At 60.2% G+C, this 16,684-nt stretch carries 15 protein-coding genes; 4 read left to right on the top strand and 11 right to left on the bottom strand.

Going from position 1 to position 16,684, the window contains the following annotated elements:
* Positions 1–116: 116 nt before the first annotated feature.
* The 3 genes from ROSMUCSMR3_RS19295 to ROSMUCSMR3_RS19305 form a co-directional block, all read right to left on the bottom strand.
* Positions 117–1,037 carry a helix-turn-helix transcriptional regulator gene (locus ROSMUCSMR3_RS19295; protein ID WP_081508426.1) on the bottom strand — a complete coding sequence of 307 codons (921 nt, stop codon included), beginning with the start codon at positions 1,035–1,037 and terminating at the stop codon, positions 117–119.
* 130 nt (positions 1,038–1,167) lie between these two features.
* Positions 1,168–3,228 (bottom strand): xanthine dehydrogenase family protein molybdopterin-binding subunit, encoded by a 2,061-nt coding sequence (locus tag ROSMUCSMR3_RS19300; RefSeq protein WP_081508427.1) that lies wholly within the window; start codon positions 3,226–3,228, stop codon positions 1,168–1,170.
* On the bottom strand, positions 3,228–3,683 hold the full coding sequence (locus ROSMUCSMR3_RS19305; RefSeq protein ID WP_081508428.1) for a (2Fe-2S)-binding protein: 456 nt from the start codon (positions 3,681–3,683) through the stop codon (positions 3,228–3,230). Before ROSMUCSMR3_RS19305 ends, ROSMUCSMR3_RS19300 begins: the two co-directional genes overlap by 1 nt.
* Positions 3,684–3,973: 290 nt before the next feature.
* Here ROSMUCSMR3_RS19305 and ROSMUCSMR3_RS21725 point away from each other — a divergent pair, with 290 nt between their 5' ends.
* Complete coding sequence (locus tag ROSMUCSMR3_RS21725) at positions 3,974–4,147, top strand: helix-turn-helix transcriptional regulator (RefSeq protein WP_257788538.1); 174 nt, start codon at positions 3,974–3,976, stop codon at positions 4,145–4,147.
* Between the two features lie 309 nt (positions 4,148–4,456).
* Here the strand turns inward: ROSMUCSMR3_RS21725 and ROSMUCSMR3_RS19315 are convergent, their stop codons facing one another.
* The 3 genes from ROSMUCSMR3_RS19315 to ROSMUCSMR3_RS19325 all read right to left on the bottom strand — a co-directional run bounded on the left by ROSMUCSMR3_RS19315 (position 4,457) and on the right by ROSMUCSMR3_RS19325 (position 8,812).
* A complete protein-coding gene (locus ROSMUCSMR3_RS19315; RefSeq protein ID WP_157667361.1) occupies positions 4,457–6,574 on the bottom strand; it encodes a methyl-accepting chemotaxis protein in 2,118 nt (705 codons plus the stop codon).
* A gap of 463 nt (positions 6,575–7,037) precedes the next feature.
* Complete coding sequence (locus tag ROSMUCSMR3_RS19320) at positions 7,038–8,186, bottom strand: MFS transporter (protein ID WP_198385556.1); 1,149 nt, start codon at positions 8,184–8,186, stop codon at positions 7,038–7,040.
* Positions 8,177–8,812 (bottom strand): FMN-dependent NADH-azoreductase, encoded by a 636-nt coding sequence (locus ROSMUCSMR3_RS19325; RefSeq protein WP_081508432.1) that lies wholly within the window; start codon positions 8,810–8,812, stop codon positions 8,177–8,179. Before ROSMUCSMR3_RS19325 ends, ROSMUCSMR3_RS19320 begins: the two co-directional genes overlap by 10 nt.
* Before the next feature lie 117 nt (positions 8,813–8,929).
* On the opposite strand from ROSMUCSMR3_RS19325, the gene ROSMUCSMR3_RS19330 reads away from it, so the two are divergent.
* From ROSMUCSMR3_RS19330 to ROSMUCSMR3_RS19340, 3 genes are read left to right on the top strand one after another with little or no spacing between them, the layout of a single operon-like run.
* On the top strand, positions 8,930–9,235 hold the full coding sequence (locus ROSMUCSMR3_RS19330; RefSeq protein ID WP_237183491.1) for a hypothetical protein: 306 nt from the start codon (positions 8,930–8,932) through the stop codon (positions 9,233–9,235).
* A gap of 7 nt (positions 9,236–9,242) precedes the next feature.
* Positions 9,243–9,944, top strand: coding sequence for a WYL domain-containing protein (locus tag ROSMUCSMR3_RS19335; RefSeq protein ID WP_081508677.1), 702 nt, complete (start codon positions 9,243–9,245; stop codon positions 9,942–9,944).
* Positions 9,904–10,410, top strand: coding sequence for a DUF6194 family protein (locus ROSMUCSMR3_RS19340; protein ID WP_081508434.1), 507 nt, complete (start codon positions 9,904–9,906; stop codon positions 10,408–10,410). The genes ROSMUCSMR3_RS19335 and ROSMUCSMR3_RS19340 overlap by 41 nt, the downstream gene beginning before the upstream one ends.
* 186 nt (positions 10,411–10,596) lie before the next feature.
* Here ROSMUCSMR3_RS19340 and ROSMUCSMR3_RS19345 read toward each other — a convergent pair whose 3' ends face one another.
* The 5 genes from ROSMUCSMR3_RS19345 to ROSMUCSMR3_RS19365 form a co-directional block, all read right to left on the bottom strand.
* Positions 10,597–12,276, bottom strand: a complete 1,680-nt coding sequence (locus ROSMUCSMR3_RS19345) for a recombinase family protein (RefSeq protein WP_237183492.1) — start codon at positions 12,274–12,276, stop codon at positions 10,597–10,599.
* Entirely contained in the window at positions 12,273–13,316 is a 1,044-nt protein-coding gene (locus ROSMUCSMR3_RS19350) for a tyrosine-type recombinase/integrase (protein ID WP_081508435.1), read from the bottom strand. Before ROSMUCSMR3_RS19350 ends, ROSMUCSMR3_RS19345 begins: the two co-directional genes overlap by 4 nt.
* The gene (locus ROSMUCSMR3_RS19355; RefSeq protein ID WP_157667362.1) at positions 13,313–15,175 is read right to left on the bottom strand and encodes a tyrosine-type recombinase/integrase; all 1,863 of its coding nucleotides are present in this window, start codon (positions 15,173–15,175) and stop codon (positions 13,313–13,315) included. Before ROSMUCSMR3_RS19355 ends, ROSMUCSMR3_RS19350 begins: the two co-directional genes overlap by 4 nt.
* Positions 15,176–15,181: 6 nt before the next feature.
* Positions 15,182–15,391: a helix-turn-helix domain-containing protein gene (locus ROSMUCSMR3_RS19360; protein ID WP_081508437.1), complete on the bottom strand. Its 210-nt coding sequence runs from the start codon at positions 15,389–15,391 to the stop codon at positions 15,182–15,184.
* A 195-nt stretch (positions 15,392–15,586) separates the two neighbouring features.
* A complete protein-coding gene (locus ROSMUCSMR3_RS19365) occupies positions 15,587–16,297 on the bottom strand; it encodes a hypothetical protein (protein ID WP_081508438.1) in 711 nt (236 codons plus the stop codon).
* Positions 16,298–16,684: the final 387 nt, after the last annotated feature.

A 16,684-nucleotide genomic window follows, 5' to 3' on the forward strand; every position in this document is an offset into this window, starting at 1 on the left:
CTCCCGGCCCTTAGCGGCCGATCAGCAAATGAGACCTGAGTGTCCGCAATGTGTAAGGCTCATTCTGCAGGTGAAACTTTGTAATACGTTCAGGCAGATGGCGGGCTTCAGATCTGCTACTGGCCAAAGTCTGCGCGATAGCTGCTCGGGGTTGTGCCTACGGTTCGGCTGAATGTGCGAGCAAAATGGGCCTGATCGGCAAAGCCTGCGATGAAGGCGATCTCTGCAAGTGCTGGGCCATTGGATTTGCACAGGTGGGTTGCAGCGACCTCGATCCGCGCATCGGTCACAAGGCGGGAAAAGGAAGCCAATCCTTCGGTCAGGCGGCGCTGAAGGGTGCGGGGCGCGGCGCCAGCTTCGGCCGCAAGACTGGCCACTGTCCAGCGGCGCACCGGGTCTGCAACAAGACGGCCTCGCAACCGTGATACTAGATCGGTCTCCGGGTTATTGCCACGCACTTCGACCGTTCTGCTTGCCGATGCCGCTGTCAGGACGACACTGCCGACGCCTTGTGACGTGCCCGCGTCATGCCATTTACCCTCGTTGCGCCAGACCGCGCCCGCGTCAGTTTTCATCGTCACATCCGTCGATCCGGTCATCTCGGTCAGGATTGTAAGAAGCCCAAGCACCAACAAGCTTTCTGCCATGGATGGCGGCGGGCCATGGTCACGCGCGCGGTGGGTCAGTCGAAAGCGTTGCGGAGAAAGCTGCTCTATCTCGACCCTGTGTCGCCCATGGCTGAAGCGCTCCAGCCTGTGCCAGCGCTCCATGAGATCAGGTATGTCCCTTGCATTGGTCAAGGCTTGGACGACCGGCTCGGGGGCCATGGCGCATGCGGCGTCTGCAATGGACAGGATGGCCAACGGGCCATGGCATGCCAAGACAGCGCTGAGGACCGCACGCTTGTCCCCAAGCGAAACATGCGCGGTCGGGGACGTCGGCACGGGAATGGAAATGCCCTGCCGTGCAAGCCCCATTGCGACCAGGCGCATCATGGCGGCCGAAGCGAAATCCTGTCCTTCAATGCGTTGGGCCATGCACGTTACCCCTTTCCAGCCAGAGGGTAGTCCAAAACAGGGGGATGTTCAAAAGAACGAAGGTCCGGCGCCCTCTTTCGGAGGCAGGGCAAAACACGAAAGGTCAGGGCACATTTGTAGCCGAACGCCATCATAACGCGAGGTCCCCGGCCCGCGCCGGAAGGCGGACCAGGCGTCGGCCGGTGGCTGCGCGGATCGCATTGGCGATGGCGCCGGGGCCTGCCACCATGACGGTTTCGCCTGCGCCTTGTGGCGGACGATCGCTTTGGATCAGATCAACGGTGAGTGTGGGTGTATCGGTCATGCGCGGGATTGGGGCATCCGCAAAGGTCTGGGCCGTGACGCGCCCGTCTTCCGTGGGCAGATCGTCGGTTAGCACCATGGCAAGGCTCCAGACTAGATTGCCTTCGCATTGCGCACGGACCTGATCAGGGTTGATGACCAGCCCGCAATCATGCACGCACCACATTCGCGTGACCCGCACCCGACCACGGGCATCGACGGCCACATCGGCAATGGCCGCCGTATGGCTGGTCTCCTTGTAGGTGCCGCAGGCGATACCGCGTCCTACCCGCAGACCCTCGGAGAACGCAGGCGTTTTGCCCCAACTAGAGATTTCACCCACCCGCTCAAGACATGCCGCCAAAAACGGATCAGCAACATGCGCAAGGCGGAACGCCAAGGGATCGACGCCTGCGGCCAGTGCCGCCTCGTCCATGGCACTCTCAATAGCCAGCGCGTTCGGCCCGGCACCCAGCCCGCGCCATGGGCCGGTATGCACAGGCAGCCGCACCATGTCATAAGCTGCGCGGGCACGGCCCAGCACATAGGGCGCGGCCATACCTCGCGCCACGCCACCATCGCCGGCAAAGACGTCGGTGCCGCGCTGCATCCAGGATGGCACGACGGCGGCGGTGAACATGATATGAGAACTCATCTGCGCATGGTCCCAGTCGGTGATCCGGCCTTGCCCGACGCGCGCCCTGACCCGGTGAGAAGACGGCGGGCGGTGGAACCCGAGCGCATATTCCTGAGCGCGCGTCCACTGGACCTTGACGGGGCTGCTCACGGCAAGTGTGAGTGCCGCCGCCTCTGCCTCAACCGTGCATATCGTTTTGCCGCCGAAGGCCCCGCCAATCCGGCAGGATTGGACAGTGACTGCACCGGCAGATAGCCCGAAGGCATCGGCCAGAAAATCTCGGATGTAGAAGGCATCCTGCGTACCGGCCCAGACCCGCAATGCCCCGTCTTCCCATGATGCTACGGCTCCGCGCGGCTCGATCGGGCCATGGGCTGCCATGGGGATATCAAGACGCAGATCGACATCCCACGGGCCAGCCTCGGGCGCGCCGTTCAGAACCTTGTGCGGGAGTGCGCCCGCTCCAAGACGGGCATCGACGTCAATGGCGCGCGCGATATCCGCGTGGGGGTGTTGGCCCGCCACATCCCACTCCACCTGCAACGCTTCAGCAATTGCATCAAGCGCGCCGGGTCGGGCGGCGACAATGCCAAGCCCCTGAGCCTTGCCAATCGGCGGACCGCAATCCTTGACAACCGCGACAAAGCCAGGCACCGCGCGCGCCGCATCGATATCCCAGCGCCGGGGGCCAGAGTGCAACTCGACGGACGCAGGCGCGCGCAGCACCCGACCATAAAGCATTCCCGGCAGTCGGATATCGGCCGCATAAAGCGGTTCGCCCGTGACGATCCCGCGCGCTTGGACCAGTTCGGGGCTGGCGCCGATCAGGCCACCGCTTCGCAATGCGCGCAACTCGGAGACTGGACGCGCCCTGACACGGACCAGTCCTGCAACCTGTCCGGCAGCCAGGGCATCGCGCAGCGCGGCACAGGCCTGCGCCAACGGTTCGGCAAACAGCATCACCGATTCACTGCCCACCGTCGCCTTGACGCGCGGCATGTCGGTCGCATGCAGGACCACGTCGACCCGGTCCCACTCCGCCCCAAGCTCGGTGCAGGCGACCTGCTTCAGTGCGGTGGCGATGTTCTGTCCCATCTCGGCGCGCGGCAGGGTCAGGGTGAAATGCCCGTCCCGATGCGCGATCCATCCGATGGCAGTCGAGACGTCCGGATCAGGGCGTTTGGGGATAACCGGGATGCGCGAACACGCCGTCGCACCGATAGCGGCCACAAGCCCCACGGCCGAGGCCGCCAGAAACGCACGCCGCCGCATCACACACGCTCCGCCGCGCGGGCAATCGCCGCACGGATACGCGGATAGGTGCCGCATCTGCACAGGTTGCCGTCCATCGCCGCATCAATGTCATCCTCCGATGGGTCAGGCGTTTCCTCCAGCAGCGCCACAGCCGCCATGATCTGACCAGCCTGACAATAGCCGCATTGCGGCACTCCGAGGTCCAACCAGGCCTGCTGGACCGGGTGCAAGCTGTCCCCGTCGGCCAGCCCCTCGATCGTGCGGACGTTCAGACCCTCGATATCGCCGGAGCGGATCATGCAGGCGCGCGTGGCGGCACCGTCCACAATGATCGTGCAGGCCCCGCAAATGCCAACCCCGCAACCGAATTTCGCACCCGTCAGTCCGATGTGTTCTCGCAACAGGACCAACAGCGGCTCATCTGCCCAATCGGCCGGAATATCCTGACCTAGTCCGTTCAGAGTGAAGCGCATGAGTAACTCCCGTTCATGGTTTGAACGGCAATTAACGCGTTGACGAACACCAGTCTTGAACGATCACGCCAAACTGCAAGAGCTTTGCCAAGGCACAGAGCGGACTCTCACATGAGGAGATCGAAAGACCGCTCCCCGCCCGACGCGAAGAATACGACCGCCTGCGAGCCGCGGCCGAAGATCTGGCCTATCTGCAGACCTATGACCGCGCCAAGGCCGCGCTTGCGGCGGGCGAGGATGGACTGATCCCGGCGGACTACGCGAACCGCCTGTTGAACGGCGAAAACGCTTTGCGCGTCTACCGAGACCTGCGCGGGATGACACAAGCCGCCCTGGCCGCAAAAGCGAGCGTGAACCGCGTGACTGTGGCCGAGATCGAAACCGGTCGTAAGCAGGGCTCGGTCACGACCCTGCGCGCCTTGGCCAATGCGCTCGGCGTAAGTCTGGATGATCTGGCTGAGTAAGGTTGGCTCTAAGCCGCCGGTCAGCCTGTTGAGCTGGGCTCACTAAAGGGGCCACTTAAACTTGGTGAAGCATATTGTTTGAGAGGCGAGGTCGGCTGATAGCTTTCGCCGTCCACCGAAAGAAGGGTGCGTTGGTGGGTAAACCGGTCGAAGATCGCGAGGTCGAGGTTAGACAGCATCTGCAACATCTGTATGCGCTTGGGACATCTGCGCGCCGATGGGGCATCCCCTGATTCAGCGCATGCCCGCCTCGTTGCTCCCGATTTTTCGGATCCAGTTGTGCCCCATTAACTCGACAGCTTTGACGCATCAGATGCTACGGATGCGCCTGACAAATTCCGACATCGTATCTGTCATCCGCAAGGCCGCATCGTCAACATGTTGCATCAGCGACATGACCTCGTTCGCCGCAGTTGATGCCAGCTGGGATGCTTTCTGAACCTCTGAAATACCGCTATCAACCTCATTCATCCGCGTGGCCGTGCTGGACATGCGCGATGCAATGCTGGTGGTGACGGTACCTTGCTGCTGTGCCGCAGCCGAGATGGTTCCCGCTTGGGCGTTAACTTCGCTTATCGACGCAGAGATCGAATGTATCGCTGTCGAATTTCTGGCCACGGCGGCGACGACGTTCTGGATTTCCTCGCCGATCTGCGCAGTGGACTCGGCGGTGTTCACTGCCAGCCTCCTTATTTCTGCGGCGACCACGGCGAACCCGCGTCCAGCGTCGCCAGCATGTGCGGCTTCGACAGCGGCATTGAGCGCAAGCAGATTTGTTCTATTCGTGACCTCTTTGATCAGACCCACGATACCCGTAATGCGGCCGGCAACACGCTCCAACTCTGCAAGGATTCGGGACGCTGCATCTGCTTGCCCGGACGCGGAGTCAACCAGTTGGGCCGTGCGGCCGATACCCTGAACAATCTCGGCAACAGAGGATGACAGCTCTTCGGACGCCTGTGCTACGGCATCGACCGAGGCAGCCGTTTCACAGGCGCTGTCCTTGGCGGCTTTGGACTGCCGGGATGTTTCTTCGGCGGTGCTCGCCATCGCGACCGCAGCCGAGCGCGCCTGTTCTGCGGCATGGGATAGCGCCTCGACCACCTGTTTCGCTTGCCCCTGCACTTCGCTGCCTAATATGCGTATTGGCCGGATCAGCAAACGCGCCAGCAAGAGGCCAGCGAAAAAGATGACAGCTGCCAAAATCAGCATGTTACGCTGCGCTTCCTGTCTGCCTTTGATTGCGTCGGCGAGCACCTCGTCTTTTGAAATCTCGGTCACAACGCGCCAGTCTAGCCCGGACAGTGATAGGGGGGCGCTTGCTGCAAAGACGGGATCGCCATGATGGCTGATGCCTTCGAAAAATCTTGTGTCTGTCCCGCCACTTGCATTGATACTGCGAACCAATGGGGTATCGAAAAGCATACCAACTTCGGCTTCCCGACTTAGCAGCGGGATTGACCGCAACCCCATGTCACCGGAAAAGATATAGGCATCTTCACTGCCATAGCGCCCCGTTGTCAGCCCCAGCACATCATCGGCAAAATCCGAAGGCAATTGGGCCGCGAACACCCCTGCGAGAGCGCCTTCATCGCGGATTGGCAGCAACAAGAATGCCGCTGCTGCACCGTTTGACGGGGCATAGGGGGCAAAATCGACGAAAGTGTAATCGCGGGCGGTATTGCCTTCGATTATCTCGACGACAGATTTCGCGAATTCCGTATCACGATAGGGACCGCTGCGGAGTGACGTGCCGAAGTCCGTTTCCTTGAAAGTGGAATAGACAATGCGCCCGTTTACCGGCTCGATCAAGAAAAAGTCGTAAAACCCATACCTGTCCAAAGTCGCATTCAGCGCCGGATGGAATTGAGCGTGCAGCGTGCTGTAAAGGCTTCCATCGCCGGGATTGGCTAACGCTTGTTTGCTCCCAATCGTTGCGGGATTGCCGAAAATGAAAAGCTGCTGCAACAAGCGCGCCCGTTCATCAAGGTCGTTGATCCAAACTTGTGCCGCCGTCGCGGAGGCGTCCTCGGTAGCATCCCGTTGCGCGTCGAAACGGGCCTGCATCGCTGCGTTATCAAGGTTTACGGTTGGGGCTGCATGCAACTGCTCTACGGCGTTGTCCAACCGACGCAGGGCGTCCAACGTAGCGGGGGAAGCGGCGACGGTTTGCATGGCGCGCACTGTCGCGTCGAAATAGCTCTCAACGGACTTTCGCTTCAGATTCAACGCAGAGGTTAGAAGCGCCTCGGCTGAAAGGTGAGCCTGTCGCGAACTGCGTTCCAGATCACTGGTCGAAACAAACCACAACGGAAACAGCCCAGCGATCAGCAATGCCGCTGTGACTTTGACGATAAAGGGTACTCGTAACTGACTGAGCATTTCTTGTTGGTTGCCTTCTTGATTGTGAGAATGAATCTTGCCCATCGACGCGGGCCGCCAGACACAAACGACTGACCCTTTAGGATTGTTAGGCTCATTCCCACTACCCGCTTCGGGCTCAAAGCATCTATGCGGTGGTGCAGCATGGCCCGCTGACACTTTGAGGTTGACCATCGACACATCGGCTCGTGGCACAGCATCAACGCACTTGGCCCGTTGCTGCCGGTCGCTACATGAAGGCAGCGATCGCGTATCTTCGCCGGACTGGCCATTCATATCGGGCGCGCCAATCTTGACGACGTAAAGTCAGTCGTAAGCACAAAGCCGCCGTATGATGAACGGCGGCTTTCGAGAGGGAAGACAGAGGCGGCGCATATTGTCTTTGAGGATGGGGGTCTTTTGGCTGGCTGCTTCTCGGGGAACGTCAACGTCAAAAAAGTCCTTCTTACTGGTCAAACACGCGTGGGGACCGACCACCAGCCGGACGGTGCCTGGTGGTCGGTCGCCGTCAAATCTCCTCGGTCCGTGTTCGTGTGGTGAACGCTACAAGAGCGATGGCCAGGCCTGCGCCGGAGAGGGAAAAGACGAAACCAACCGCACCCCCCAGATCCATTGCTGCGCCTGCAACAAGTGGACCTGTCACTGAACCGAGTTGATACAAGATCAGAAAGGCGGCTGAGGCAGCGGCCAACTGCGCTGGAGAAAAGCGTTCTCCCAGAAGTATCAGGGACAAGCCATACAGGGCCAGGATCAGCCCACCCGTGATGAATGCCGCGACGAAAACCAGACCGCCTGTTGAAAGTTGAAGCAGCGCCCCAATCGCGATCAGGGCTAGTCCAATCAACCCCAGCAACCGTTGGCGGCCAATGCGATCTGCCATGATACCGACTGCAAATTGCAGCACGACGCCCCCGATGATGCAGGTCGTCAGCAACCGCAGCGCGCCGGTTTCATCTAGCCCGGTTTCAAGCCCCCAGAGTGTCAGCAGCGAAAAGATCAGGGCCTCGGTGAAACCAGCCACAAACGCGCCAACGGCCATGACCGGCACGGCGCGCGCAGCCGACAGAACGCCTGACCCCTGTTCGGCCACGATGGTCGGTGCGAGGCGGCCAACGGCGATCAGCGGCAGGACGGCGAGCGCCAGGGCACCGCATCCCATCGCGAAAGGTGCTATCCCGGTGATCCCCGTGTAATCCAGTAGGAGGGGGCCAGCGGAGAAGCCGATGAAGAGACAGGCAACGTAGCCCGCAATGACCCGTCCCCGGCTTTCCTCCTGCGCGACCGCATTGACCCAGATGTCGCCCGCAAGCCAGGGCAGCGCCAGCCCCGCACCAATCACGAACCGCATCGCAACCCAGACGGGCGCGGTTTGCACCAGATACATCACGACCAGGCCCGCGATCCCGATCCCGCAGCCCAGTATCATCGCCCGGACCGCGCCAAGTTTCTGTGCCACAGACGGCAACACTGGCATGAATAGCAAGATCGCCAGCGGGGCCATTGCCCCGGCCAGACCAACCACCCATGCCGCACTCCCCCAAGCCTCAAGCGTCAGGGAGGTAAGGGGAAAGGTCAAGCCGAGCGTCAGCCCGATGCCGAGCATATGGAGCATGACCGCACCGAGGCTAAGGCGGCGGTCCTGTGCGGTCAGTTCCATGCGGTGCTCCATGTCTTGGCAAGGGACGCAGCCTCTGCCTTGGCGGCCTCAAAGGACATAGCGGCGGCGTCCGGCCCTGCGAACATCATGGGCTGTGCAGCCACAAAACTCAGATCGGTAACGCCGAGAAAGCCGAGGATGGCCCGGATATGTGGTGTCAGGCAGTCAAGGCCGTCGAACACATCGCCAGGACCGTAGGTGCCCCCGGTTGCGCTCAGGACTGCAACGCGCGTGTCGCCCAGCAAACCCCTCATGCCGGTCCCGTCGGCGAGAAAGGTTTTTCCGTTGCGCGAGACATGATCGAAAAATGCCTTCAGGGTTGATGGCATGCCGAAATTGTAGATCGGCGTGCCGATGACGATGCCGTCCGCCGCCAGCACGCGGGCGACCAACGCGTCAGATGGCGCGATTGCTTGCCTCATTTCTGCGGAATGCTCCGTTTCGGGAAGCGTGATCGCGGCGGTTTCCAGCGCCCCGAAATGCCGTAGGGCATGCAGGGCCAGATCAAGCCGATCCACGGTGATGGCCAACCCGTTCTCGTGCAGGCAGTCAATGAAATGCGACGACAGGCGGCGGGAGTAAGAGCCCTCCGTTCGGGCGGAGGCGTCAATGTGTAGGATCTTCATGGATTTTCCCTTGGTCTCTTGATCTCCTTCCCCAATGGCGCCTTTCAACTGACAGACTGTGGCAGTTGAGATGGCGTAATGACAGCGGATCGCCTACAAACCCATCAGGAGAATCCAATGTCGAACGCCATCATCGAAAGCGTCACCTTCAAGCTGAACGAGGGCGTCAGCCACGACGCCTTTGTGGCCGCTGCCAAGGGCATGAATGCCTGGGTCGTGGCGTGTCCCGGTTTCGTGCATCGCCGCTTGTCCTGCACCGAAGACGGCACCTGGATCGAGCACATCCAGTGGCAGGACATGCCCTCGGCCAAAGCGGCGGCTGCCGAGATCGGCAAGGTGCCGGGAAATGCCGATTTTCTGTCCGCGATTGACGGCAAAACCGTCCAGCTCATGCATTCCGAGCTGGCAGTGGCCATCAACTGACCGGATGCTGGAGCGCGGCAGACGACTTGCGGATATTGTAGAGATCGTCCGGGACGGGCGGCTCCACCTTGCCCGAGACATCGCCGATGCGCTCGAGGTCTCTGTGCGCACAGTCTACCGCGACATCGGCGCGCTGGTGGCGGCCGGCGTGCCGATAGATGGCGAGCGGGGCGTCGGCTACATGCTGCGCGAGCCGGTGTTCCTGCCGCCCATGTCACTGTCGCTGGCCGAGCTTGAGGCGCTGAGCCTGGGTATGGCTATTGTCCAAGAGGCCGCAGACGCCGAGTTGCAGGTGGCCGCAGCGGGTGTGATGGCCAAGATCGGCGAACACGCATCCAATCGCCGTCAGGCCCCGAAATCCTGGGGCTTCGGCGTTTACGCCTTTGAAAAAGCGCGGGAAGGCTTTCGTCACATGCCGCTGATCCGGCGCGCAATCCGTGAGGGGCTGAAGCTGCGTATCGACTACCGGTCGCTGGATGATCAGATGACAAGCCGTGTGATCCGGCCGCTGCAGACCGAGTATTGGGGCCGGGTCTGGACATGTTCAGCTTGGTGCGAACTGCGGGACGGGTTTCGGGCCTTCCGCATCGACCGCATGCAGGTCTGCGAGGTCACGGGGCGGGGCTTCAAACCTGAAGTGGGCAAGACGATTGAGGATTACTTGACACATGTCGCAAACCAAATGGATCGAGATCGAGACCGTTCATAGCTTCATCACAAATGAACTGGACGGCGTCGTGCCGAAAGACGCGTGGGGCGAAACTTCCTATTTCTACAACCCGGGCCATGTCTTTCAACGTGGCACCTATTTTGCGACCATCAAGCAAAAGGACGGTGCCAATGATCGCGCGTCACACCTTGATCGCAGTGGTGTCTGGCGTCTGAACTTGGGGGTCAGCAAGGAAGTGTTTTTCGAACTGTTCGGTCCTCCGCCCCCGCGCCCTGGAAAGGGTGGAGTTATCGATGGCGGTTGGGACTTTGCTGCAAGCGACCAGCTGATGCCGCATCCGATCTATGGGTGGATGTCATGGATATCCGTGCTCAACCCGTCCCGACTGACTTGGTGCAAATGCTTGCCGCTCGTCTCAGACGCGCATCTTCGCGCCAAAGGCACTTTTGAGCAGAGGAGAGCAAAACAGAATGGTTTAGCGCGACGAACTGCGGTGGAACCCTGAGGCACAACCTATCCTGTTTCGGCACGTTTTTGGTTCGAACCGAAAGCCGCCGTTCGGTGAGGTGCGACGCGAACGAGGTTACAGTGTTCTATGCGCCACGGACAGGCGGCCGTTTCACCCGCCCTGACTTCGCAAGGTAATGGCCGCTTCGTCCTTTAAGACTACGGCTTGTATGGGCGGCGACCGTCAGCGTTCCGCCCATTGCGCAGTCGACCAAACCATACAACGAAGATCAGGTAGGTTAAGACGGTTGCGCCCTCCCGCAACCACCTCAACCGAACCACTACCAACAATCACCTCAGCCCCAGGCTGAGCCAGCCCCACAAGGGCTGTGATCGCACCGTCAAGGTCAATCCGAACGCCGCTTGTCGTCTCGTGCACTGTCACAGATTGGATGAGCCCGCGAATGGTGTCGAGCGCCATGGGGCGGATCTCCGGATCGGCCAAAGTCTCGGATAGCCCCTCGACCTTTCGACGATAGATCTCGCTCAACTGCGGATGGATCCGCACCGCAGTGGGTTCTGGCGCTTGCAGCTTTGCGTCGATCTCGGCTAGGCGCAGCTCCATCTCTTCCAGCTTGGTCTTCAGGCCTGCTGTACGCAGCCCATCTGCAATCGCGTCATAAAGCCCGTCAAGACGTCGCGTGATCTGAGTGCGCTCCGCCTCAAGGCGGGCACGTGCCGCAGTGGCGTCCGCGCGCCCCGCATTGGTCTCACGCCCCACGGCGGAGACAAAAGCGGCGACCGCTTCGGGCCGCATCAACCGCTCGCGCAGCAGGTTCAGAACGACCTCTTCAAGATCGTGGCGCTTGAAGGAGCGCTTCTGGTCGCAGGTGCCCAGTTTGCGCGCGGCCGAGCAGGCCAGATAATCCTTGCCGACCGCAGCAAAGCCGCTGCCGCAGCAGCCACAGCGCAGGAGGCCTGTCAGCAGATGGATCGAGCGCTTCTTCTCCCAAAACCGTGTCTCTTTGATGGCCTGTACTCTGGGGCTGGCATCGATCTCGCCCTGTCGCTGTTTGACCCGCGCCCAGAGCGCGTCATCCACGATCCGCAGCTCGGGAACCTCGGTGGTGATCCACCGCTCACTTGGATTGAGCCGCGAAACCCGGCGCCCGCTTTCCGGATCCTTGATATAGCGCAGGCGGTTCCACACGAGCCGCCCGATATAGAGCTCATTATTGAGCAAGCCGGTGCCCCGAATACGGTGCCCGCGAATGGCGGTGTCGCGCCATGCTTTGCCGCGCGGACCAGGAATGCGCTCGGCATTGAGGCGCTTGGCGATGGCTTTGGGGGACAGCCCCTCGCTGAATTCCTGAAATATCCTACGGATCAAGGTTGCCTCATCCGCGTTGATCGTGCGTTCGCCGGTCACAAGCATGCCGTCCTCGCCCAAGCGGCGCACGACGTCATAGCCGTAGCTGTTGCCACCGCCAGAGTGCCCCGCTTCCACGCGCCCGCGTAAACCGCGATGGGTCTTGGCGGCCAGATCCTTGAGAAAGAGCTGGTTCATCGTGCCTTTGAGGCCGACATGCAGCTCACTGACTTCACCCTCCGACAAGGTAACAATCCGCACCCCGTGAAAACTCAGCCGCTTGAAGAGCGTGGCCACGTCCGCCTGGTCGCGGCTTAACCGATCCAGGGCTTCGGCGATGACGATATCAAAGCAACCTCGGCTCGCGTCATCGAGCAGGCGTTGAACGCCAGGGCGCTGCATGCTGGCGCCGGAAATCGCCATGTCGGAAAACTCTTCCGTCACCGTCCAGCCTTCGCGCGCGGCGCGCTCACGGCAAATGCGCAGCTGATCCTCGATCGAGGCCTCGCTCTGCATCTGGGATGAAAACCGCGCATAGATCGCTGCCCTGATCATGATCGACCTCCCTTAAGCCGCTGGACGAGCGACGCGTAATCGCGCCCGGCCTCGATGGTTTGTGCGTGTATGTAATGGCGTTCTGCGGTCATTGCGCTGGAGTGTGCCAGAACCGGCTGGATCAGTCGCGCACTTTCTGGTGACAACCGCGCCAGCGTCGTGGCCGCCGCATCCCGGAAGAGATGCGGCGAGACCCGCTTGCCGGTCAATTTAAGCGTCAAATCTCCAATGCGACTGCCGAGACCATTCTGTTCCAAGATCTCACCCTTCTTGCCAACCCAGAGGATATTATGGGTCCGGCCGCCGCGGGCGAGCAAGGCTGGCCGCACGTCCACGATGTAGCGCCGAAGCATAGCCTCGATCTGAGGGGGCACTGACGCCTCCCATGGCACGCCGGTTTTGGTCATCTCCTCAGACAGCGAGATCGTGATCTCATCAGATGTCAGCAGCACAGACTGACCAAGAGCGAGCTCGCAAAATGCGCGTCGGCGTATTGGCAGAACGGCGAGCATAGCGATCATCATACCGTCCCGCAGACGGATCATCCTTTTTAGAAAATTGGGAACTGCAAGGGGATCCGCGTTGGCATAGGTCAATCCGACCTTGAGCAGCACCCCGCTCGAGAGGATTCGACCGCGCTTGCGCGCCGGATCGCCCCGGCCCGCAGCGCGCTTCAAGCCCGCGAGCAAACGCCGTTGCATTGTCCAATCCAGATCAGGGTCAGCGGCGCGCAGAACACGCAAGACGCTGTCGAAGAACATCAAGCGCGACATGGGCTTGGTGTGAGAGAGTGCCTCCAGCCAGGATTGCAAGCGGGGCAGGGTGGCCCGTTCTGCAGGCGGCAGCGCCAGTGCGTTCGGATCGAAAGTGGTCAGCCACTTCATCCATCGCGCGTAGCGCACTTCAAGCGTCTTGGACGAGGTCTGGCGCAGATGCGCCAAAGCCCCTGGATCATCAAATGGATCCGCTTTCTTATGCAGCGCATCCCACATGGTGCGATCAGCCGCGGGCCATGCTGCGCGGGGGAGAATGAGGCTCATTTGCGCCGTGCTTTTTTGGCCTCGATCAGATCAGCAAAGGCGCGTGTGGCCGACTTCACCTCAAGGCCGGAGTACATATTGATTGTGTGGCTCGTCGCACAGTGACCGAGAAGGCGGCGGGCGACCTCGTAGCCTCCTGGATTTGCATCAAGCCAGTTCATCACCGCGAAGTGACGAAACAGATGGGCATTGACCTCGACGCCGGCGGTCTTCCAGACGCGCTGTTTGATCCTATTTGAGAGTTGGCCCGGAATAATGGCCTCCGCACCGTCCCGCGTAGGAAACAGCCATGGCGTTCCGGCCGGGCACATCATCGGGCTGCGCGTCGCAAGGTGACGATCAATCATGCGAATGACATCCTTGGGCAGTTCGAATTCGATGGGGCGTGCGTTCTTGACGTCGTCTTCGATCAAAACCAGATAGGCGCGGCCATCACCAGGGCGCTGGATATGCTTCTCCAGATGAATACCGGCCAGATTCTTGATGCGGATCGGGCAGGCCAGAAGAATAGCGATGGCCACGGCATCCTCGCGCGCCAGAGCCTTGGTGTAGGGGTTCAGTTTGCCTTCGGGCGGGTGGTTGAAAATCCGTTCAGGCAGAAGCAGCAGGCGCAGCATGGTCTGTTCGTTTTGCAGGATGCGCAACCGGTCTCGGTTCTTGGAGGTCATCCCGCGTTGCGGTTGCGACGCGACGCGTGCCGCAAGCTTGCTCAGCTGTTTGCGTGTCGCGTCGTCTTGTCCAGTGATCCGGCCAAGGTTGCGCAACAGGGCCCCCACTTCGCTGATCATTTTTGTGATCTTGTTGTCGGTGCGGGTCAGCATCTGGCGCAGGCCGCGTTCGACTGTTGCGGGATGCAGCAACACGGCGATACTGTCGATCTCTTCCACGGGTACGCCCGCATGCACCAGTTCAGAAGCAAAGCGGATGATCTGACGTCGATACTGGAGAAGTGTTTGGGGGCGCAGCGCCTTTGCTTGTCCGTCCTCAGCCATCGGGTCTGGATGCGCCAAGCGAAACATCAGTTGTGCCAGATCCACCTGAAACGCGTCAGAAAACATGTCGTCGTCCAGTTTGATGATCTTTTGTCGGTTCTCCAGCGGCAGAAGCGTCCTGGGCCAGCTGGGCAGGCGGCGCACTGCGAGGTTCCAGGCATTCAAGGAGGCGCGATAGGCAACTTCGGGCGACTTGCTGATCTCACAACGCACCAGAGCCTCGCGGTAAATCAAGGTGTGCTCAGCAGACACGTCCTCTGGGCGGAGGCCGAGGTCGCTCAGGAAATAGACAAAACGGTGCAGTGCTGGCTTCAAAGTGGGATCGTTGGAGGCCAGAACCATTGACCAGAGCTCATTCCATTCGGGCATGAGGTCGGTCTTGCGGTGCTTGCGGCGCTCCACGATTCCAACATGGGCCATGGCCGACCGCGCGTCGCTGACGGCGTTCTGCCACGCCTTCCGGCTGATCCCCAGCGAGACGGGTGAAATCTTGGCCAGACGTGGCTGCAGCCACCGCCCGTGGCAGGGCACATTTTGCGGCGCCCGACCAAGAGCTTTGGCGACGCGGCGCAAACCTGAGATCATATCCCGGATGCGGATGACATTCAGGCTCTTGTCCTCCTCCAGGGTCTTGATCAGATCAGAGAACATCGGTGTTTGGTTGGGTATGAACGCCATATCGAGATCATTCTTCGCAACATAACTCATCGGGTGGTTTCCTTTTGGACAGGGGGAGACTCGGGTGGACAGGTCAGGACAGAGCGCCCGATTCGGGAAAAGAGTAGCATGAAAAGTTCGCAATTTACGGCGTAGGCCTCTTCCCGAAACAGGCGTAAACCATTGATATGAATGGACATTGATGGCCAAAGATGATCACCACTGTGAGGCCGCTCGATAGGCCGCGTGTGCCGCTGGATCGATGCGTAAAAGACGCCCTCCAGGCCCCACACGGATCGCCTGAAGAAGGCCGGACGCAATCGCGCGGCGCACCGTTTTTTCCGAGCAGTTGTCCAGAACGGCCACATCCTTCACCGTCAAAAGGACGCGAGGTTGGTTAGGTGTCTTGAAGGTCGGGGTGGGCATTGGCTGTCTCCTCAACGTTAGGAGCATCCGCCACCAAGTCCCCTGCCACCTGCCGCGCAAGCAGATCAACCAGCCGCAAAATCGCAGCGTCAATCTGCGCGTCGGCAGACTTCAGAGAAAGGGATTGGGCGGGAACGCGTGTCATGCCATGACCATGACGCGAGGACCAAAATAGAACAAAGTGTCCAGATCGACTTACTTGTCAGTGGTAGATACACTTGCCTCTTCAAGCTTCAGGCGTTCGTACAATTCTTTAGACTCCTGATGTTCGCGCCAACCCTGAACCTCTTTCCAGATCGTCTCGCCTTTTATCTCTGACACCGGATCGGTGATGCAACGCACAATTGCATTAGTGAAATCGACAAGCGGTCCAGTTCGTTCAGAGGTCACGGAGTTGGTCGTTAGAGACACGTTTTTGTCTGCCGCGTGCCATGTATCGAAAATACACCCTAAAATTACGGTGCGGCGATAATCGCGATTGCGCCTCTTGTCAGGCTCCCCGGTGAAGTGGACCCCATACTTTACCGCCGCCCGAGCAAGCGTTCCACTTAGCACCGAAACGTCTCTGAGCGCGTTCTCCAACATCAATCTAAAAACAATATTTGGGTTGTCTTTCGAGCGACCAACCTTTGGGTACTGAACTTCAATCTCCGAATACAACGCCGACGCTCGGGAAAGCCGCACCTGAGCCTGCCTCAACTCTTTGATCAGCTTTTCAAGTTCCGAAGGGCCCATCTCCATCTGCTTGACGACCTTCAAAATGCCGCGTGAGACAATTCTGCCTGATAGACAACCTCCGAGTGCCGAAGACAGCTTGCGCAAACTGTCTCGCGGAAGGTCGAAATCTGCGGCGAACTGCTGGATCTGAGTGTCATTCAGTGGGCCATCCGCAGTTTCCTGCTGCATGATCCACCTTGTAGGCGGTGGCCGCTTTACCATTCTCTATTCCTTGAACGCAGTCGGTTGACGCCGGCATGTCCTCACTCGCAGTCATTCCCAGTGTATCGATCGCGTACCAAAAACAACATCCCTACACTTAGCATTCTCTGACCAACGGCTCGAAAACGAACTTCGAGTCAGGACCTTGCGCCTTGCTCCCTGGTGCTTGGTTTATGCTCGTTGCTTTTCCAAAGGCCTGGATCAGAAAAAGCATCGACCACGGTTCTCCCGTCAACCGGCCACCAATGATGGAATAAGATCCGGGGACCACCCCACCCCGCGCCGACGCGGCCCCTTCTGGCCCGGCGCAGAAACACGACGACGAAACCCACCAGCCGGTGAAATCGATGCTCG

Source organism: Roseovarius mucosus (assembly GCF_002080415.1).
In the GTDB taxonomy this organism is placed as follows: domain Bacteria; phylum Pseudomonadota; class Alphaproteobacteria; order Rhodobacterales; family Rhodobacteraceae; genus Roseovarius; species Roseovarius mucosus_A.